This window comes from Methylophilus sp. E2MeOHC9 (genome assembly GCF_058744375.1).
Window position 1 is genome coordinate 2,366,608 of record NZ_CP196024.1, and the last position, 19,585, is coordinate 2,386,192.

Genomic DNA, 19,585 nt, shown 5'->3' on the forward strand with positions numbered 1-19,585 from the left:
GGTATTACAGACGTGTCGAGAAAGAAAAACTCAGGTTGGCAGAATCTGGGGTATCACAAATAAAAATAGCGGCTGTCTGCCGCTATCTGTCTAACTTTAAAAACTACAAAACGTTACGTGGGATATTGTCCGAAATTGAGCCCCAAATTTCGATAGATTTTCGAGCGGTAGGAGGCTCTCACTTTACGCCTTCCGATTTCGTATAATGTATATTATGTTAAATTGTTGGTGTATCGTAAATAGTAGTCGTATGCGCATTCCCCCTGTTGGGATTTGAGTTACTATCTAGACATATCCATGTCACAAGGTGCTTAAGATGAAAAATGTTTATGTTTGCATTGCTTCCTTGTTTCTAGCGGCATGTACTACGCATCACAGTCACATCACTGCACATCCGCAAGCGCGTGTCAGTCAGTTAACACAGCCTGTGAATATCACGGGTAAAGTTGACCAAGTACTCAGGAGTGGCATTCTGGGAAAAAGTGTGACTAGTACGGTGTTCATTTATTTTGATGATGTGTTGCACATCACCGGAAAATTAGATCGTACTGGCTTTGGTGAACTGCCTGGGATCAGTTATCAGGACAAACGCGTTTCCAGCAGTTGCAACTCGAGGCCGACTGGGCCAAGAACGGCGGAATTAAGTTGCATTGTATTTATTGATAGCCAACGCGTAACGACCTTGGTGATGGATACCAAGAGAAATAAATAATACTTCTGCCTAAACGCCCTATTTTTATGGCGTCTGCCGCTCTAAAAAGATTTAGTTATTAATCAGGCAAGTCTGCATGCTCTTCAAAGATCTCCCTGAAGCGCTCAGCTAGTCTTGCGAAGGCTGCAAGTATCATCGGGTCAAAGTGTTCAGGGCGCGTGCGGCCATCGCCTTTAAGGATGATCTGTAATGCATGGTCATGAGTAAATGCCGGTTTATATGGGCGTTTGCTGCGTAAGGCGTCATATACATCGCTAATCACCATAATCCGTGCAGATAATGGGATGGCTTCCCCTTTCAAGCCATTCGGGTAGCCGGTCCCATTCCAGCGCTCATGGTGATTGAGTGCAATTTCGGCACCCATCATGGTGAAGGGCGAGGTGCTTTTTCCGTGGCCCAGGATGCTGTGTCCCAGGGCAGCATGGGTTTTCATGATTTCCCATTCATCCGGAGTATGGGCACCGGGCTTGAGCAAGATATGGTCAGGTATGCCTATTTTGCCTACATCATGCAAGGGGCTGGCATGGTAAATCGTGTCGATAAAGTCCTGGCTCATGCCTAAATCAGCCGATAGTTCCTTACAGAAAAAAGCAATGCGGTGTATATGGTCGCCGGTTTCCTTGTCGCGAAATTCGGCCGCTCGCAGGATGCTGAACATGGAGTCAAAGTAGCTGGTCAGCAACTGTTCAGTCCGCTCTTCCACTTGCACTTCCAGCGTGCGGCTATAGTTGCTGAGAAAGTCGTTATATTCTTTCAGGCGTAACAGGTTGCGTACCCGGATCCAAAGTTCGGCTCTATCTACCGGCTTGGTGACAAACTCCTCTACCCCACATTGCAAGGCGCGCATTCTTGAGTTTCGGTCTACCAGTGCGGTGATCATAATGATGGGTATCACTTTGGTGGCTTCATTACTTTTCAGCTGTTCGGCCAGTTCAAAGCCATTCAGTACCGGCATCATGGCGTCCAGCAGGATAAGGTCAGGCTGATGCTCATCAATCAGTTCCAGCGCCATTTTGCCATCATGCGCTTGCAAGGTAGCGTAGCCTTCTGAGGTCAGCAGCGTATCGAGATAGGTGCGGTTATTCTCTTCGTCATCGACAATGAGTATGGTCTTGCGCGTGACTTTCATATCCATGGTATCAACCTCTCGCCAGTATTATTTTTATACGTAGATCTGCTTTAAAGTGACATCGTGTTGTTTTAAAGTATGGCATCTATTGTTTCCAGGAATTCTTTGTAGCGGATAGGTTTGGCAATATAGCCATCGCACCCTGCTTTGCGCATTTTCTCTTCGTCGCCTTTCATGGCAAATGCGGTGAGCGCGATGATTTTGATATGGCTGGTCTCACCCTCTTCCTTTAGTATCTGCGCGGCTGTCAGGCCATCCATGCCAGGTAGCTGGATATCCATCAGAATCACTTCTGGTAGCTGGCTGCGCGCAATTTCCAATCCATCCAATGCATTCACGGCTTGCAGAACTTCATGCCCGGAAGTCTCCAGCAACAATTGCGCGAGTTTCATATTGGTCGGGTTGTCTTCGACGATCAGTACTTTTGCCATCTTCGCCTCTAGGTTTTTTCTTTAGGCGCGCGCTTTTTCTTGCCGGCCAGTGCACGATGGACTTCACTGAGGAAGTTGCCATGATTGAATTCAGATTTTTCCAGGACAGCCAGCACGTGCCCTTTCAGGACTTGATGCTCCTGAGGCGTCAGGAATTTGGACGTCACGACAATGATAGGGATTTTCGCCGTGCGTTTATCCAGCTTCAAATTTTCAACCACTTCAAAGCCATTGATTTCCGGCATCATCAAGTCCAGCACGATCAGGTCCGGTTGCTGTAATTTGGCGATATGCGTCGCTTCATTGCCGCCATAGGCGCGCAGCACGGTGTGCCTGGCGTGTTCTAGATAAGAAGAAATGATTTCTACCGCTTTGGGGTCATCATCGACAACCAGCACCTTGGCACCAGGCTGGTTATGCCCTGGTTTGGTAAAGCCCAGCTTGTTCAAGGCTATTTGCAAATCGTCGGCAGAAACCGGTTTTTGCAATACCTGCGCTGCGCCAAGCGATAAACCACGGTTGCTATCGGCCATGATAGAAAGAATCACCACCGGGATATGCGCGAGTTTGGCATCGGTTTTCAGTTTGGTTAAAAATTGCCAGCCGTCCATGCCAGGCAACAAAATATCCAGCGTGATCAAATCTGGCGGATTACCGTCGGCCAATATAGACAGCGCTATTTCGGCAGTGGCCGCACGCGTGACACGACAGTTGTCTGATTCCAGCTGCAGCCTGATCAAATCAGCTGCGCGGTCATCATCTTCCAGCACCAATACGTGCGGTGAATCCGTATGCACAAATTTGCGTATGCTTTCGCCGGTCTGCATGCTGGCTAACGTAGTATCGCCCAAGTTGGTATTGTGTTGCAGCCAGACGGTGAAGGTACTGCCTTTGCCAGGCGTGCTGGTGACTGCCACTGCCCCACTGTGCAGTTCTGCCAGTTTGCGCACCAGGGCCAAGCCTAGCCCGGTACCTTCAAACCGCCGGGAAAGCGTACTTTCTACCTGCACAAAAGGCTGGAAAAGACGGCTGATATCTTGTGCTTCTATGCCTATGCCAGTGTCGGTGATCGATATCTGGATAAACTGGCTGGCGTTGCCTATAGGTGAAAAATGGCTTTGCGGGATATCCCTGGTTTGTTCAAGTACGTTATCCCGCTGCACCAGGCTGGCCTGCAACGTGATCTGGCCGCCCTCTGGCGTAAATTTCACCGCGTTGGATAACAGGTTATAAACGATCTGTTTCACCTTGCGTGAATCCAGCCAGGCATGGCCTAGATCATCTGCCAGGTCAGCCTGCAGCTTGATATGCTGGGTAGAGGCTTTTTCCTTGATGATAGAAAGGCTGTTTTGCAGCAAGCCTTTTACATCTATCATCTCGCCCTCAAGCTCCATGCGGCCGGCTTCAATTTTAGACAGGTCGAGCACATCGTTAATCAATGAAAGCAGGTGTTGCCCGCTTTCAAAAATATCATTGACGTACACTTTCTGTTTATCCGCCAATTGCCCAATCAAACCATCCCGCAGGATCTCTGAAAAGCCAATAATGGCATTCAAAGGCGTGCGCAGTTCATGCGACATGGTCGCCAGGAATTCAGACTTCATCTTGTCTGCTTCCAGTAACTGTTCGTTCTTAAGGCCGATTTCTTCACTGCGCAGATGCAACTGCTCTGCCAGAAGCTTGAGGTCGCCATACTGCTGGATATTATGTAGCGCCACGCCTAATTGCGCCGATAAGCGCTCAATAAAGGTTTGGTCGCGATCTGTGACCGGGCGGCTTGCCGCCAGCACGAGTACCGCCAGGCGTTTTTCCTGGTAAGTGACAGGACAGATAATAATGGCTGCAGGTTTAATAGCGAGCAGCCCTGTCTCTATGGTCAGCGTGGGGAACTCTTCTACGTCGCGCAGTATCAGGGTCTGGTTTTTGTGAATCGCATCACCGATGATGCCATGGCCTAATTTGAATTCATTGAGGATATCTGTAGGCGATGAATGTGTGCTTTCCAGGCGGTAAAAACCGCCCCATTCGTCATAGCCATAAATCGCAGAAACCGGGAAAGCATGATTCCTGGCCAGGATTTCCAGCATGTTAGGCAGGATATGTGCGCGGTCATAATTGGCATTGAACAACCTGAGCACCTCGCTGTGGGTCTGGTCATAAATCGCCGCATTTTTCAGGTCGTATTCAATCTGCTTGAAATCGCTCACATTGCGCGCCACGGTAGATAAGTGCGTAGGCACGCCATTCGCATCTTTGTGTACCACGACCACCTGGGAAACCGGGATAGTGATGCCGGTGCGGCTGATAAAAGCGGTTTCCCCGCCCCACACGCCAGTACTCAATGCCGCAGGGATAGCTTTGTTGTGAATGAGGTCGGTTGCCCAGTCCGGGCGCATACGTGAGATGGCTTGAGTAGCGATGTCTTCATTTTCACCTATCCCCAGGAGTTTGCGCCCGCCTCTGTTCAGGTAAAAATACTCGCCTTGCAGGTTGGCATTGGCGATCAGGTCGGGCGATGCGTCGAGAATATCAGTGAGCCGTTTCTGCTCAGCCGAGGCTTGTTTGCGGATTTTAAGATCGCGCTGGATGCGCCATATCAGTAGCGGAAAAAAGATCAGGATCGCGACCGACATGAAGGTGAACAGAACCAGCAAGTCTTTGGCGTGGTCTTGCTCTAACTTAGTCCTGTCAGTCAGCAGGTTTTGCTCTTCGAGCGACATGGCACTGAATACGCCACGAATCTCGAGCATATCTTCGCGGCGGATGGAGTCCTTGCGCAGGATATCCCTGAGTTTATCGATAGAAACTGCATGCGCAGAATCAATCAGCTGATTAAAGTAGATCAGCCGCCGGTCTATCAGTCTTCTTAATAAGGTGATCTGCTTCTGCTGGAAGCTATTATCTTTGGTGAGTACGGCCAGCTCGGTAATATCTTTTTGCAGGTCGGCCAGAGCAATATCACGGCGATTAATCGAACTGTTGTCACCGGTGAGGAGAAATCCGCGTTGCGAGACTTCCAGCTGGTTGAAGAGTGCCAGGCCTCTATCCAGTTTTGAAATGACTTCGTTGGTGTGGGTGACCCAGCGATTAGTCTCAGAAAAACGCTGCAGGTAGATAATGCTGGTAATGCCTACGATCACCAACAGCGCAAAAAAACTGATGAATCCATAAATAATGATGGATTCCAGCGCCCAGCGCTCTGTACGTTCAGAGCTCATACCGATATAACCTGCTAGCCAGCATTGTGATTCCCTTCTTGTTATTCACATCAAGGATTAATCAGTACAGTTCTTACACCGATTTGAGATTGCGTGTTGCTAAACGTTCAAATACCGCGAAATATTCATGAGGCTGCGCTATGACTGCCATCGGGGATAGTTTTCAACTGCGGTGAAGGCCTTTCAGTAGTGGGCACATCTGAAATACATTTATGCTAATTTATTCGTCCGGCAGTCACCTGTCAATTCTAATTTTTACTTAAATTAAATATTTATCGTTATAAATATTTAATTGTTAATCCAGAGCATGCTTATCAGGCTTCACAACATGAGCGAGCAGGCTGCCTTGGCAGCTTGCCGCGCTTATTTTCCGGGTAATTTGAAGGTCAGGATGCGGTCGCCCTGCTTGAAGCCAAACAGGGAGTTTCCGCCGCTTACTACTGCGATATATTGCTCACCATTGACCTGATAAGTGATGGGGGGCGCATTGACGCCATATTCAGATTGGTAATGCCACAAAGCTTTGCCGTCCTTGCTGGCATAAGCCGTCAAACTACCATTGCCTTCACCGCAGAAAAGCAATCCGCCAGCAGTAGAGAGCACGCCACCTACCAGAGGTTGCTGCGTTTTGTGCTGCCAGGCGATTTTTCCTGTCTGGCTATCAATGGCGCTCAGCAGCCCCCATCTTGCATCATCAGTCGGCTCACTGGCAGCGTAACGCATCGGTTTCTGACCGCTGCTGGCCTCGGTTTCATGCACGGTATATTTGATAGGGCTATGCATCGCGGCGACAAATATTTTATGCTGGCGCTCGTCTACGCTGACAGGTGACCAGTTGGCGCCGCCTAGTATGCCCGGATAAATCACAGTGCCTTCAGGGCCTGGTTTTTTAAACAGGTTATGCTGCGGTACAAAGGCTTCCGATTTGGCGAGAAACTGGCCGGTTGCCCTGTCGTGCACATAGAACCAGCCCGTTTTGCTGGCTTGCCCGACTACCGGAATCGTTTTCCCCTGATGCTGGTAGTGAAACAAGACTGGCGGGCTGGCTAGATCATAGCCCCACAAGTCGTGTGGCACCTGCTGGTAATGCCATTTATAGTGGCCGGTTTCAGTATCCAGCGCGACCAGTGACACGGTATACAGATTGTCACCTGGCCTTGAAACATCATTCATCTGCGGCGATGGATTGCCCGTGCCAAAGTAAAGCGTATTGGTGTCTGCATCAATCGCTGGCGTGCTCCAGGCGGAACCGCCACCAAACCTTGCCGCATCCGGATACGCGTTAAGCGCAGCTTTTTCAGCTGCGATATCCCGCTCGAATACGCTGCCATCCGCCGTTTTGGTGGTGAAACTACCCTCCCAGGCTTTGGCCGGGATCGTATCAAACTGCCAGACCTGGTGGCCGTCATTCACATCAAATGCGGCGAGGAACCCAGGGCGGCCATAACGCCCGGTCACACCGATCACGGCACCTAAAGGCGCATCACTGGTCGGGTTATCAATATGCAATCCATAACCTACGCCAGTGATGCCTATGATGACTTTTTGCTTGTAGACCACGGGCGCCATGGCAATGCCAACGCCGGTGCCGCCAGTGACTTTCCTGGTTTTATTCGGGTCACTGCTATTCAGCGTCGTTTGTTGTTCGGTGTTCACCTGGTTAGCGGCGACATCAATATCCCAAAGCTTTTGCCCGCTACGCGCATCCAGCGCAATGAGCCGCGCATCCACAGTGCCGATAAATACTTTGCCTTCAGACACGGCAACGCCGCGGTTAGCCGGCCCACAGCACATCGGCCAATCGGCTTTGCGGTCATGCGTGTATTTCCATAATTGCTTGCCGCTGGCTGCATCTAAAGCCAATACATGGTTAAACGGCAGGCTGATATACATCACACCATTGACCACAATAGGCGTGGCCTGAAAAGTCGCCTTGACGCCGGTATTGACGGTCCAGGCAGATTGAAGCTGGCTGATATTCTGTTGATTGATTTGCGACAAGGGTGAAAAACGTTGCGCTTGCAGATCCCGGCCATAACTGGCCCAATCGACATTCGCCGATTGGGCAGTGTCTGGTTTGGAGACCTGCGTACAAGCCAGCAACAATGATACTGACGTCAGGCTCAGGTAACTAAATAATTGCCGGATGAAAGGTTTATTCATATTCATAATTATCCAAGGACTATACAGGTGAGTATACATGCGAAATGTGTTTTTGCGTCCAGACGCCATTTGAATCACCACAATATAAAATATATTTCTCACAATGCAACTAAAGGCAGTTTATGATGGACATAAACAACAATTGGTTAATGCGATAATATTTATGAGTTCATCTGCATCTCTTGCCCTGAAAATCGCCGAAAAAGGCTGGTTACCAGATCTACTCATCCGCAAAGGCATACAAAAACTCTGCCAATCCAGATTAGATGAAATCCTGGACAACGATTGCGAAAGCGCACAATCAGCCCTGATTCAATTCATCGAACAGATGCAAACCTCAGACATTGCGCCATTACCTGAAAAAGCCAATGCGCAGCATTATGAAATCCCAGCGGCTTTTTACCAGTATTGCCTGGGCGCCCACCGTAAATACAGCAGTTGTTACTGGCATGTAGAGACCGGAACACTAGATGAAGCCGAACAGCTGGCCTTGTCACAAACCTGCGCCCATGCCCTGATACAAGATGGCCAGCAGATCCTGGAGCTCGGTTGCGGCTGGGGCTCTTTGACCTTGTGGATGGCCCGCCACTACCCGAATGCCACGATTACCGGCGTATCTAACTCAGCTTCGCAACGTGACTATATCTTGCAGCAGGCCAGCCTGCTCGGCCTGGCCAACGTCAATATCATTACCGCAGATATGAATGTGTTTGATACCGAGCAGACCTTTGACCGGATTGTATCGGTAGAGATGTTCGAACACATGCGTAATTACCAGGTGCTGTATGCCAAAGTGGCGCGCTGGCTAAAAGCGGATGGGCTGTTTTTCAAGCATATTTTTGTCCATCGCCACGCCGCGTACGCATTTGATGTCAAAGCAGATGATGACTGGATGAGTCAGTATTTCTTCAGTGGCGGCATGATGCCTAGTGATGATTTGCCACTGTACTTTCAAGATGATTTAAAAATCATTGAAAAATGGCGCTGGAGCGGCAGCCATTATGAGAAAACCGCCAATGCCTGGCTGGAGAACATGGATCAGAATCACGCAGCGCTGACACCAGTGTTGCAAGGCATCTACGGTAAAGCTGATGCCGAGATCTGGCGCCAGCGCTGGCGCATTTTTTTCATGGCCTGTGCCGAACTGTTTGGCTACAACCATGGGCAAACCTGGTGGGTCAGCCATTATTTATTTGCCAAAAAATAAACTTAAATATCAAATATGCCCTCTAATAAATTGATTATATTTAATTTTATTGCTTTCCAGTTGCTTTGGTGGGCATGCGTGCTTTCCGCCAAACCGGGATTGACGCTGACTGTATTTGTCGCCGTTGTGCTCTTCACTGCAGCCCATTTGCAATGGATAGAACGCTGGCAACAGGTTTTGCCTATCTTCATCGCAGCCATGTTGGGTTGCATATTGGACCAAATCGGTTATACCATGGGCTGGGTTGCTTTTGAATACCACCATGCATGGATAAGTCACATTCCATTGTGGATGGTGGCCTTATGGCTGGCATTTGCCACCACCCTGAATGTCAGCATGCGCTGGTTACAGCGCAAACTTGTGCTAGCCGCCGTGCTCGGCGCTATTTTTGGCCCGCTGGCTTATCTGGGCGCCGTGCAATTAGGCGTGGTAAAGCTCCCCTCCCCGATTGCTAGCCTGGCCTGGGTGGCGCTGGAATGGGCCATTGCCATGCCACTGTTGCTTTGGGTCCGCCATGCGTTTAATCACACTGCAAACATAAGGCACACATGATTTATACCTACGCATTGATCGCGATACTGATGTTTGCCTTGAGTGGCTGGCTGCTGAGTTTTGCCACGCATCATTACAGCCATGTCGATAGCATGTGGAGCCTGTTTATGGCGATCACAGCGTATATCAGCGCGATTTTTCTCTATGATCTATCAGCCCGCGGCTGCCTGGTGCTGGCGTTAGTGACATTGTGGGCATTGCGGCTGAGTATTTTCCTCACTTTGCGTAACTGGGGTAAGGAAGATCACCGCTACGACACTATACGCAACAATAATGAACCGCATTTCTGGTTTAAAAGCGTCTACATTATTTTTGGCTTGCAGGCTTTACTGGCCTGGGTGATTTCTTATCCACTGTATGCTGCAGTGACCAGCCAGGCGCCTTTGCAGTGGCTGGATTGGGCCGGTGCATTGTTGTTCGCCCTCGGATTTTACTGGGAAGTGGTCGCAGACTGGCAGCTAACACGCTTTCGCAATCAGCCAGGCGACGACAGCAAAGTACTTAATACCGGGCTTTGGCGTTATAGCCGCCACCCCAACTATTTTGGCGAGTGCCTGATCTGGTGGGGCTTCGCCTTATTTGGCGCCGCGACTGGTGATCATTGGGTATGGCTATCACCCATCATCATGACTATTCTGCTGTTGAAAGTCAGTGGTGTCAGCCTAATGGAAAAGACCATCCATAGCCGGCGCCCCGGTTATGCGGAATATGTCAAAAACACCAATGCTTTTATTCCAGGCATCCCGAAAGCTGGACAGACGCATGAATCGTAAAGGTCAAGCGCTGGGGCTAGTGGCTTTATGGCTAGGCCTGCTGCCTGTAGCACAGGCAAAAGACTGGTCTTTTGAGGTGTGGCTGGACAAACAGAAAATAGGCACCCATACCTTTTCGCTCAACAACCAGCAGTTGCAGAGCCGCGCCAGTTTCGATGTCAAAGTCTTGTTTATCAATGCCTATCGCTACCGGCACCAGGCGGATGAAGCCTGGCAAGACGCATGTTTAAACAGCCTGAAATCGCATACTGAAGAAAACAAAACAGTCACCGATGTCAATGGGCTACTAAAGGATAGGCAATTCGTTATTGATAAACAAGAGGGTAAAAATGCTGAGCAACAAACATTACCTGCGTGCATCATGACTTTTGCTTACTGGAACCCCGCTATTCTCAAACAAACGCGCTTGCTCAACCCGCAAAATGCCGAATACCTGGATGTGACAGTGAGTGACGATGGCGTTAAACCTATCATGGTCAAAGGCCAGGACACGCCTGCCCACCAATATCATCTGCGCGGCCGCTATAAAGGCAAAGACAAGCTAAACATCACATTATGGTATGACCAGCAACAAGATTGGGTGGCGTTAGAATCGGTGACGCCAGAAGGTTATAAAATAATTTATAAGCTCATTTAATCAATATGTTAAAAATTTTAATTAAAGTGATTTGTATGATGACGATATTCGGTCTCACCGCTTGCCAGAATTTGCCGCCTATCCAGACTGTGACCCAGGTGGATGTAGACCGCTTTATGGGTGACTGGTATGTGATTGCGGCTATTCCAACTTTTATGGAGAGTGACCCGTACAACCCTGTCGAACACTATGACAGAAATGCGGACGGCACGATTGCCACCACGTTCACTTTCAACAAAGGTGGGTTTGATGGCAAGTTAAAAGAGTACCACCCGACTGGTTTCGTGGTACCCAACACGGGCAACGCCGAATGGAAAATGCAATTCTTGTGGCCGTTCAAGTCTGAATACCTGATCGCGTATCTCAGCGATGACGCGCAACACACGATTATTGCCAGGAACAAACGTGATTATGTCTGGTTGATGTCGCGGCAGCCTTCGATGGACCAGGCCACGTTTGACAAACATGTCGCAAAAATAAAAGCCATGGGATACGACATCAGCAAGCTGGAAATCTTTCCGCACCTGAATGTTCAACCACCATTAAAACAGCCCCTTTAAAGCAGATGCGCGAGTCTGTGCATGAATCTGCCGAATAAACCAAGCCTGCCCATGCATGAAAAACCCAAGTGAATGAGAGACGCAAGTGATTCAGAAAATAGGTAAGATGCAGCAGCGCGTTTCCGGGTTACTCTGGCGGTTAATCGGCTGGCTGGATAATCGACATTACCAGGCGCCGGCCAGTGCCACCTCAGAAAGCATAGACTGGTGGCGGGTATTGCCATTTGTCGCGCTGCATATCGCGCTGATCGCTTTGTTCTGGGTCGGCTGGAGCGCATTTGCGGTAGGGTTCGCAGTGCTCATGTATGTGTTGCGCATGTTTGCCATCACAGGCTTTTATCATCGTTATTTCGCCCATAAAACCTTTCAAACCTCACGTGCCGGGCAATTTGTCTTTGCCTTGATTGGTGCCACCGCAGTGCAGCGCGGACCACTCTGGTGGGCGTCGCATCATCGCAGCCATCATGTACATGCCGACCAACCGCAAGACATTCATTCGCCGCACCAGCATGGTTTTCTGTGGAGCCACTTAGGCTGGTTTTTGAGCCACGCCAACTTTAAAACTCAGCTTGAGCGCGTGCGCGAGCTGACACGCTTCCGTGAACTCTGCTGGCTGGACAGGTTTGACAGCCTGGTGCCTATTGCACTCGCTGCCGCCATCTATGGCCTGGGTGAATTGCTCAACGCTTATGCGCCGGGCTTACACACCAATGGCTGGCAGTTATTGGTATGGGGTTTCGTGCTTTCCACCATCGCCCTCTACCACGCGACTTTTTGCATCAATTCACTGGCGCATGTCTGGGGCAGCCGGCGTTATGCCACGCGCGACCAAAGCCGTAATAACTGGCTGATTGCCATCTTCACACTCGGTGAGGGATGGCATAACAATCACCATCACTATCCAGGCACGGCGAAACAGGGTTTTTACTGGTGGGAGGTCGATTTCACTTATTATGGGCTGAAAGTATTGGCCGCCCTTGGCCTGATCTGGAATCTCAAGCAAGTGCCGCTGGAAATTCGCAACCAGCATGCAAACGAGGGGCATTAAGCATGGCCTTGAATATCGCCATTATCGGCAGTGGCATTGCCGGTAATACACTGGCCTACCATCTGCATCAACAACACCAGGTCACAGTATTTGAAGCCAACGACTATATTGGTGGCCACACGCATACCCATCAGGTCAGCATCGCCGGCGAAACCCATCTTGTAGACACCGGCTTTATTGTGTTTAACGATAAAACCTACCCCGAGTTTGAGCGTATGCTACGCACCACGGGTGTCGCCTGGCGCGACAGTGACATGAGCTTTAGTGTGCGCAACGAAGTCACCGGGCTGGAATACAACGGTACTTCTATCAACAGCCTGTTCGCGCAAAGGCGAAATTTTCTCTCCCCTGCCTTTTACCGCATGATCCGCGACATTATGCGCTTTAACAAACAGGCACTGGCATTGCTGGCGCCCGGCAATGAAATCACGTTGGGCGAATATTTAGCACAGAACGGCTACTCACCGCAGTTTGTACGCGACTATATTGTCCCTATGGGTGCCGCCATCTGGTCTACCGATGCCGAGCAGATGCTGAACTTCCCTGCCCGCTTTTTTGTGCGATTTTTTCATCATCATGGCATGCTAAGCATCAACGATAGGCCGCAATGGCGCACGATTAAAGGCGGCTCGGCCAATTACCTGGAGAAAATCACTGCTGGCTATCGCCAGCGCATACAACTGAACTGCCCGGTCACCGCCGTGCATAGGGATGTCGATGGTGTCACCCTCACCACAGCACAGGGCAAGCAGCGGTTTGATTATGTCTTTTTTGCTTGTCACAGCGATCAGGCCTTGCGTATCCTGGCCACTGAAGCCACGGCAGCAGAACAGGAAATACTGGGTGCCATCCCCTATCAGGACAACACGGTCTTTCTGCACACGGACGCGACCTTAATGCCCAAACGCAGACTGGCCTGGGCGGCGTGGAATTATCATGTCACCGCCCAGGCGGCTAATAATTCGCAAGCGCCTGGCAAAGTGCAAGTCACCTACAATATGAATATCCTGCAAGGCATACGCTCGGCGCAACCCTTGCTTGTCACACTCAACTACACCGCCGCGATTGATGCGGCCAAAGTCATCAAGAAACTGCATTATCGGCACCCGCTATTCACGCTGGCAGGTGCGCAAGCACAGTTAAGGCATGCAGAAATCAGTGGCCATCACCGCACGGGTTTTGCCGGCGCATACTGGAAAAATGGCTTTCATGAAGACGGCGTGGTCAGTGCACTGGCCGCTATCCAGCACTTCCAGGCAGCAGTTTTATGATTGATAGCGCACCTTCTATCGTCAATCAAAAAATGCCGGGCGAGACAGTCTCAGGTGAAAAGTTACATAGCGCTATTTATACAGGCTGGATCAGTCATCAACGCTTGCAGCCGAAAACGCATGGCTTTCGCTACCAGCTTTTCATGCTTTATCTCGATCTGGAAGAACTTCCTTATTTATTTAAAAATAATAAGTTATGGTCTTATCTTAAACCAAATTGTGCTTACTTCAGACGGCAAGATTACCTGGGGCCGCCTGACCAGCCTTTGGATCAATGCGTGCGTGACCTGGTGGAAACACACACCGGTCATCGTCCGGCAGGCCGCATAGGCTTGCTCACCCATTGTCGCTACTGGGGTATATGCTTTAACCCGGTCAGTTTTTACTACTGCCATGATAGCCAGGGTGAATTGCAGGCCATCGTCAGCCATATCACCAATACACCCTGGAAAGAGCAATTTGCCTATGTGCATGAAGTCAAGCAGGCAAAAGAATTGTTATTCAAACTAGACAAAGACTTTCACGTCTCCCCTTTCATGCCTATGGATATAGACTACCAATGGCAGTTTTCAGCGCCCGCTGACACGCTTAGTGTGCATATGCAAAGCTGGCGGCAGGAGCAAGCCATGTTTTTTGCCACCTTGAAGCTGCAGCGGCAACCCTGGCGGGCCAGTAGCCTGAATCGCATGCTGTTTGGTTACCCGTGGATGACCTTGAAAGTCATTGTTGCCATTTACTGGCAAGCCCTGCGCCTATGGCTCAAAAGAATCCCTTTTTATGCTCACCCAAAACCATACGCCAACCCTGGTGATGAATCATGAATCCAATGCCTACTGTAAAAACGCTACCAGCAGATACCCTGACCAAACCTTTAAAGTCAAAAAGCCGTGCCAAGTGGGTCGCGAAATTGGCTAAAGCCCAGGTACTGAAACGCCTGGCCAGCCTGAAATCAGGTCGGCTGACAGTGATCGATGGCCACGAGCGCCATGAGTTTGGCGATGCGGGCGCGATAGCGACTTCAGCCACCATTACCGTGCATGACCCACGTTTTTATGGCGAAATCGCCTTTGGCGGCAGTATAGGTGCCGGTGAGGCTTATATGCTGGGCTATTGGCAGGCGGATTCCCTGACCAATGTAGTGCGCCTGATGGTACTCAATCAGTCTGTGATGGACACGCTGGAGGGCGGTTACCAGTATTTGAGTAAACCTATCCTCAAAATTTTCCATTGGCTTAACAGTAATAGTGAAGCCGGCAGCCAGAAAAATATCGCCTCGCACTATGACCTGGGCAATGACTTGTTCAAGTTGTTCCTGGACCCGACCATGATGTATTCATCGGCGATATTCGATGATCCAGCCAAGGCTGATACTGGCAGTCTGCAAGCGGCTTCAGAGCGCAAGTTACAGCTGATTTGTGAGAAATTGCAGCTGTCTGCGACAGACCGCGTCATTGAGATAGGCACTGGCTGGGGCGGTTTTGCTATCTACGCTGCTAAACACTACGGCTGCCATGTCACCACGACGACAATCTCTGAACAGCAGTTTGCATTGGCAAAAGAGCGCGTGGCAGCGGCAGGCCTGCAAGACAAAATCGTCTTGCTGAAGCAGGATTACCGCCACCTGCAAGGCCAGTATGACAAGCTGGTATCGATTGAAATGATAGAAGCGGTTGGCCACCAGTTTTACGATACCTATTTCAAAAAAGTCAGTCAGTTGCTTAAATCTGACGGCGTGGCGCTGATACAGGCGATTACCATCAGTGATCAGCGCTACGACAGTGCCATTCGTTCGGTAGATTTTATCCAGCGCTACATCTTTCCTGGCTCGAATATCCCCTCCAATACCGCCATGCTTACCAGCATGACGCGCGCTAGTGATTTACGCCTGGTGGATTTACAGGATATCGGCTTGCATTACGCGACCACTTTGCGCTTGTGGCGGGAAAACTTCTTTGCCAATATCGATGCGGTCAGGCAGTTAGGCTACAGCGATACATTTATCCGTATGTGGGATTTCTACCTGAGCTATTGTGAAGGCGGTTTTGCCGAGTGTGCCTTGGGCGATGTGCATCTGCTGTTGGCCAAACCTGGCTACCGCGCACTTAACAGGGTGTAGCCGCGCAGCAGTCAGCGGGCATGATAAAATTGCCAGCCTATGACTATGCACGCAGCACTGGAGTGGCGCGAGGGCCTGCCCTACTCTACTCAATTTAATGATATTTATTTTTCTGCCAGCCCGGATCAGCCACAGCATGGGCTGGCTGAGACCCGGCATGTTTTTCTGCAGCATAATGATTTACAGCAACGCTGGCAGGCGCTGCCGCCTGATCAGCCCAGTCATTTTGTGATTGTCGAAACCGGTTTCGGCAGCGGCCTGAACTTTCTGGCTGCTTTGCAACTGTGGAGGAAACATGCGCCAGCTTCAGCGCATTTACATTTTCTTAGTATTGAAATCGCCCCGTTTACCCTGCAGGATTTACAGCAGGCACATGCACATTTTCCGGAACTGGCCGAGCTTAGCCAGGCGTTGTGCCAGCAATATCGACTGCTGCAGCCAGGTATCAATCAGTTGGAGTTGCCAGCGTTTTCCACAAGTCTGACTTTGCATATTGCCGACGCGGCACAAGTGTTTCCCGCATTGCATGTGATGGCCGATGCGTGGTTTCTGGACGGTTTTGCGCCATCGAAGAATCCTGAAATGTGGCAGTCACCGTTATTTGACTGCATGGCCAGGTGCTCACGCCAAGGCACCACTTTCGCTACTTTTACCAGTGCCGGCTTTGTACGGCGTGGCTTGCAGGCTGCGGGTTTTATTGCTGAAAAGAAAACTGGCTATGGTGCCAAACGCGAAATGTTAAGTGGCGTGTGGCAATCAGCCGGCATTGAGCAGCAGCCGGCAATGCCTAAAGTGGCAGTGATAGGCGCGGGCATCGCCGGTTGCAGCAGCGCCTGGCACTTAGCCGGGCTAGGTTGCGAGGTGCATGTGTTTGAGCGAGCGGAGAAGGTGGCGCTTGGGGCATCGGGTAATCCACGCGGCATGCTCTACCCAAGGTTAAATGCAGAAAAACCCATGAATGACCAGCTGGCTTTACGTAGCTATAGTTTTAGCTTGCGTCATTATGCAAATCTGGGACTAACTGAAGATGTCTTTAAAGCCTGCGGATTACTGCAATTGGGCGGCAGTGCACGCGAACAAAAGCGAGTGCATAAAGTGGCAGCGCGCTACAGCGATTTAGGTCTGCTCACGCAGGTAGATGCAAGTCAGGCAACGGCATTAGCGGGTGTGACATTAACAACAGACTGCCTGCACTTTGCTGAAGCTGCCTGGGTCAACCCAGGCGAGGCCTGCCAGGTGATGCTGGCGCAAGCCAATATACATGTGCACCTACAACAGGAGATTCAGTCCATCTCCAGGCAAGACACAGGCTGGCAGTTGCAATCTGAGACTCAGGTATATGCAAGATTTGATGCCGTGATTGTGGCCAATGCGGCGGATGCCGCAACATTACTGCCTGACAGCGGTATGTGGCTGAACCCGGTGCGTGGGCAAATGGGCATGATAGCCACACAAGCGGCCTTAGAGCCGCTGAAAACGATTTTATGTGGCGATGGTTACCTGACGCCTTTGCATCAGGGCATGCACGCCATGGGCGCCACGTTTGCCGCAGGCGATGCGGATACCAGCCTGCGTGAAGAGGATAACCAATCAAATTTGAACATGATCAGCAGTCTAAGCCCGCAGTTTGACCAGGCGGGATCTGCAGAAGTGACTTTTGCCCGGGCTTCAAGTCGCTGTGGCTCGCCGGATTATTTACCATATGTTGGGCCATTGCTCCCGATAGCTTCCCTACCCTCAAATACTTCCCCCGGTTTTTCTGATTTGCCCGCCCCACAAGGGTTATACGTGCATGTGGCGCATGGCAGCAAAGGTTTGATGACCGCGCCCTATTGCGCTGCTGTACTGGCCAGGCGCCTGCTGCTTGATGTTGGTTTGCCCTTGCCTCAACTGACTGAAGATAGTTTCTGGGCAGGCCTGCATCCGCAACGTCACCTGTTTAAGCAACTAGGGTGGAAACAGCTGTTGAATCCGTTTAACGAGCAGGTGACATCATGACGCCAGAAATCCAGCGCTTACAGCAGCAATTGGGGCGTGCACCGCAGGATCCGGCCTTGCATTACGAGCTGGGTCGCTGTTACCTGGCACTGAAACAAGCCGAACTCGCACAGCGATCCTTTGCCCAGGCACTGCAGTTGGCTCCCGGCCACCCGCAAATTTTGATGCAACTCGGCAATACGGCCAGCCAGCGTGGTGATGAAGAATTGGCCGCCGATTACTTCAAGCAATCGTTACAACAAGATAACCAGCAAGCGGATGTGCACTTTAACCTGGCAAACAGCTTGCGCAAACTGGGCTTGAATAGCCTAGCCATACAGCATTTCCAGCAGGCATTAGCACTGGATCCGGCGGATGCAGAAACCCATAACAATGTGGGTAATGCCTACAGGGAAACCGGGCAACTTGATCTGGCGGTGGCCGCATATGCGCAAGCGCTTAAACAGAATCCGCAATTACTGCATGCCAAAGTGCACTGGATACACCAGAAGCAGCATATGGCCGACTGGCAAGGCATAGACCACGCCATTGATGAAGTACGCACAGCTTTAAAACAACGGCCACAAGCGCAGATTCCTCCGTTTGCGTTTCTCGCCATGCCTGGCACTAGCAGTGCAGAGCAACTGCAATGTGCGAGTGTGTGGGCGCAGCAACATTACGGGCATATCCAGCCGTTACCCGTGCCAGCTGCCCGCCGCCAAGACCAGAAAATCAGGCTAGCCTATATTTCTTCAGATTTTCGTCAACATCCGTTGGCCTACCTGGTCACCGATGTGATTGCCGCTCACGATCGCAGCCGCTTTGAGGTAAGCCTATATAGCCAGGCCAGGGATGATGGATCAAGCGAGCGCGAGGCTTTTATGTCAGCGGCAGACCACTGGATTGAGATTGCGGCCCTGAATGATGCAGCGGTGGCCGCGCATATACGGGCCGCTGATATTGATTACCTGATAGACCTGACAGGGTTTACGCAAAACAGCCGCAGTGGTGTGGCGGCTTACCGCCCTGCGCGCTGCCATATCAACTGGCTGGGGTATCCGGGCAGTATGGGCGAGGTCAATGGCAACTCCTTGTTTGATGTCATCCTGGTGGATGAGACTGTGCAGCAAGCTCAGTTTTCTGAGCGCACTATCCCCCTGCCTTGTTACCAGCCTAACAATGCGCAACGCCCGCAAGCCGAGGCTGGCACGCGCGCGCAACATGGGTTGCCTGAGCGTGGATTTGTGTTTTGCAGCTTTAACCAGAGCTTTAAAATCACCGCCGACGTGTTTGCCTGCTGGATGCGCATATTGCAGCAAGTGCCGGATAGCGTATTGTGGTTGCAAGCATGTAATCCATGGGCCACCAGCCACCTCAAACAGGCGGCACAGCTGGCAGGCGTACAGCCAGAGCGGCTGATCTTTGCGCCACGTACCAGTGTTAGTCAACATATTGCCCGCCAGCAACATGCAGACCTGATGCTGGACACTAGCCCTTACAATGCACACACCACCGCCAGCGACGCCTTATGGCAAGGCATTCCCTTATTAACCGTGGCTGGTGAGACGTTTCCGGCCCGTGTGAGCGCCAGTCTTTTAAAGCATATTGGCTTGGCGGAATGTATTTGTGATGATTGGGCGCAGCTGGAAAAACAGGCGATTGCACTGGCGAATGCCCCGGCGGCATTACAGGCGCTGCAAATAAAAGTGAAACAACAGGCGAAGATGCTATTTGATCCGCTGACTTTTTGCCAGCAGCTCGAGCAGGTTTATCGCCAGTTATTGCAATAAC

At 50.8% G+C, this 19,585-nt stretch carries 16 protein-coding genes; 12 read left to right on the forward strand and 4 right to left on the reverse strand.

The genetic code is table 11. The annotated features are described in order from the left end of the window. The first annotated feature begins 316 nt into the window (after window positions 1-316). On the forward strand, window positions 317-712 hold the full coding sequence (locus tag ACSSVF_RS11455) for a hypothetical protein (protein WP_442586420.1): 396 nt from the start codon (window positions 317-319) through the stop codon (window positions 710-712). Window positions 713-770: 58 nt separating this feature from the next. Here ACSSVF_RS11455 and ACSSVF_RS11460 read toward each other — a convergent pair whose 3' ends face one another. The 4 genes from ACSSVF_RS11460 to ACSSVF_RS11475 form a co-directional block, all read right to left on the reverse strand. Continuing rightward, complete coding sequence (locus ACSSVF_RS11460) at window positions 771-1,847, reverse strand: response regulator (protein ID WP_442586419.1); 1,077 nt, start codon at window positions 1,845-1,847, stop codon at window positions 771-773. A 65-nt stretch (window positions 1,848-1,912) separates the two neighbouring features. Continuing rightward, complete coding sequence (locus ACSSVF_RS11465; protein WP_442586418.1) at window positions 1,913-2,272, reverse strand: response regulator; 360 nt, start codon at window positions 2,270-2,272, stop codon at window positions 1,913-1,915. Window positions 2,273-2,280: 8 nt separating this feature from the next. After that, window positions 2,281-5,490, reverse strand: a complete 3,210-nt coding sequence (locus ACSSVF_RS11470; protein WP_442586417.1) for a response regulator — start codon at window positions 5,488-5,490, stop codon at window positions 2,281-2,283. A 363-nt stretch (window positions 5,491-5,853) separates the two neighbouring features. Beyond that, window positions 5,854-7,653, reverse strand: a complete 1,800-nt coding sequence (locus ACSSVF_RS11475) for a pyrroloquinoline quinone-dependent dehydrogenase (protein ID WP_442586416.1) — start codon at window positions 7,651-7,653, stop codon at window positions 5,854-5,856. Window positions 7,654-7,816: 163 nt separating this feature from the next. Between ACSSVF_RS11475 and ACSSVF_RS11480 the strand changes: the two genes are divergently transcribed. From ACSSVF_RS11480 to ACSSVF_RS11530, 11 genes are all read left to right on the forward strand, one after another. Further along, window positions 7,817-8,860 carry an SAM-dependent methyltransferase gene (locus tag ACSSVF_RS11480; RefSeq protein WP_442586415.1) on the forward strand — a complete coding sequence of 348 codons (1,044 nt, stop codon included), beginning with the start codon at window positions 7,817-7,819 and terminating at the stop codon, window positions 8,858-8,860. Between the two features lie 78 nt (window positions 8,861-8,938). After that, window positions 8,939-9,412 carry a DUF2878 domain-containing protein gene (locus tag ACSSVF_RS11485; protein WP_492403597.1) on the forward strand — a complete coding sequence of 158 codons (474 nt, stop codon included), beginning with the start codon at window positions 8,939-8,941 and terminating at the stop codon, window positions 9,410-9,412. Beyond that, window positions 9,409-10,185 carry a DUF1295 domain-containing protein gene (locus ACSSVF_RS11490; RefSeq protein ID WP_442586413.1) on the forward strand — a complete coding sequence of 259 codons (777 nt, stop codon included), beginning with the start codon at window positions 9,409-9,411 and terminating at the stop codon, window positions 10,183-10,185. The genes ACSSVF_RS11485 and ACSSVF_RS11490 overlap by 4 nt, the downstream gene beginning before the upstream one ends. After that, complete coding sequence (locus tag ACSSVF_RS11495; protein ID WP_442586412.1) at window positions 10,175-10,822, forward strand: DUF6134 family protein; 648 nt, start codon at window positions 10,175-10,177, stop codon at window positions 10,820-10,822. The genes ACSSVF_RS11490 and ACSSVF_RS11495 overlap by 11 nt, the downstream gene beginning before the upstream one ends. Before the next feature lie 35 nt (window positions 10,823-10,857). Then, window positions 10,858-11,382, forward strand: a complete 525-nt coding sequence (locus ACSSVF_RS11500; RefSeq protein WP_442586411.1) for a lipocalin family protein — start codon at window positions 10,858-10,860, stop codon at window positions 11,380-11,382. Between the two features lie 106 nt (window positions 11,383-11,488). After that, window positions 11,489-12,430: an acyl-CoA desaturase gene (locus ACSSVF_RS11505; RefSeq protein ID WP_442586953.1), complete on the forward strand. Its 942-nt coding sequence runs from the start codon at window positions 11,489-11,491 to the stop codon at window positions 12,428-12,430. 8 nt (window positions 12,431-12,438) lie between these two features. Beyond that, window positions 12,439-13,701 (forward strand): NAD(P)/FAD-dependent oxidoreductase, encoded by a 1,263-nt coding sequence (locus ACSSVF_RS11510; protein ID WP_442586952.1) that lies wholly within the window; start codon window positions 12,439-12,441, stop codon window positions 13,699-13,701. Further along, on the forward strand, window positions 13,698-14,522 hold the full coding sequence (locus ACSSVF_RS11515) for a DUF1365 domain-containing protein (protein ID WP_492403598.1): 825 nt from the start codon (window positions 13,698-13,700) through the stop codon (window positions 14,520-14,522). Before ACSSVF_RS11510 ends, ACSSVF_RS11515 begins: the two co-directional genes overlap by 4 nt. Window positions 14,523-14,527: 5 nt before the next feature. After that, window positions 14,528-15,817, forward strand: a complete 1,290-nt coding sequence (locus tag ACSSVF_RS11520) for a class I SAM-dependent methyltransferase (RefSeq protein ID WP_492403599.1) — start codon at window positions 14,528-14,530, stop codon at window positions 15,815-15,817. A 45-nt stretch (window positions 15,818-15,862) separates the two neighbouring features. Then, entirely contained in the window at window positions 15,863-17,815 is a 1,953-nt protein-coding gene (gene mnmC / locus ACSSVF_RS11525; RefSeq protein WP_492403600.1) for a bifunctional tRNA (5-methylaminomethyl-2-thiouridine)(34)-methyltransferase MnmC2/FAD-dependent 5-carboxymethylaminomethyl-2-thiouridine(34) oxidoreductase MnmC1, read from the forward strand. Further along, window positions 17,812-19,584: an O-linked N-acetylglucosamine transferase, SPINDLY family protein gene (locus tag ACSSVF_RS11530; RefSeq protein WP_492403602.1), complete on the forward strand. Its 1,773-nt coding sequence runs from the start codon at window positions 17,812-17,814 to the stop codon at window positions 19,582-19,584. Before mnmC ends, ACSSVF_RS11530 begins: the two co-directional genes overlap by 4 nt. Window position 19,585 lies beyond the last annotated feature (1 nt).

Coding starts and splice junctions, on each gene's coding strand:
- ACSSVF_RS11530 (WP_492403602.1), top strand. CDS start 17,812: ATGACGCCAGAAATCCAGCGCTTACAGCAGCAATTGGGGCGTGCACCG.
- ACSSVF_RS11515 (WP_492403598.1), top strand. CDS start 13,698: ATGATTGATAGCGCACCTTCTATCGTCAATCAAAAAATGCCGGGCGAG.
- mnmC (WP_492403600.1), top strand. CDS start 15,863: ATGCACGCAGCACTGGAGTGGCGCGAGGGCCTGCCCTACTCTACTCAA.
- ACSSVF_RS11475 (WP_442586416.1), bottom strand. CDS start 7,653: ATGAATAAACCTTTCATCCGGCAATTATTTAGTTACCTGAGCCTGACG.
- ACSSVF_RS11505 (WP_442586953.1), top strand. CDS start 11,489: ATGCAGCAGCGCGTTTCCGGGTTACTCTGGCGGTTAATCGGCTGGCTG.
- ACSSVF_RS11460 (WP_442586419.1), bottom strand. CDS start 1,847: ATGGATATGAAAGTCACGCGCAAGACCATACTCATTGTCGATGACGAA.
- ACSSVF_RS11470 (WP_442586417.1), bottom strand. CDS start 5,490: ATGAGCTCTGAACGTACAGAGCGCTGGGCGCTGGAATCCATCATTATT.
- ACSSVF_RS11495 (WP_442586412.1), top strand. CDS start 10,175: ATGAATCGTAAAGGTCAAGCGCTGGGGCTAGTGGCTTTATGGCTAGGC.
- ACSSVF_RS11520 (WP_492403599.1), top strand. CDS start 14,528: ATGCCTACTGTAAAAACGCTACCAGCAGATACCCTGACCAAACCTTTA.
- ACSSVF_RS11500 (WP_442586411.1), top strand. CDS start 10,858: ATGATGACGATATTCGGTCTCACCGCTTGCCAGAATTTGCCGCCTATC.
- ACSSVF_RS11455 (WP_442586420.1), top strand. CDS start 317: ATGAAAAATGTTTATGTTTGCATTGCTTCCTTGTTTCTAGCGGCATGT.
- ACSSVF_RS11480 (WP_442586415.1), top strand. CDS start 7,817: ATGAGTTCATCTGCATCTCTTGCCCTGAAAATCGCCGAAAAAGGCTGG.
- ACSSVF_RS11490 (WP_442586413.1), top strand. CDS start 9,409: ATGATTTATACCTACGCATTGATCGCGATACTGATGTTTGCCTTGAGT.
- ACSSVF_RS11465 (WP_442586418.1), bottom strand. CDS start 2,272: ATGGCAAAAGTACTGATCGTCGAAGACAACCCGACCAATATGAAACTC.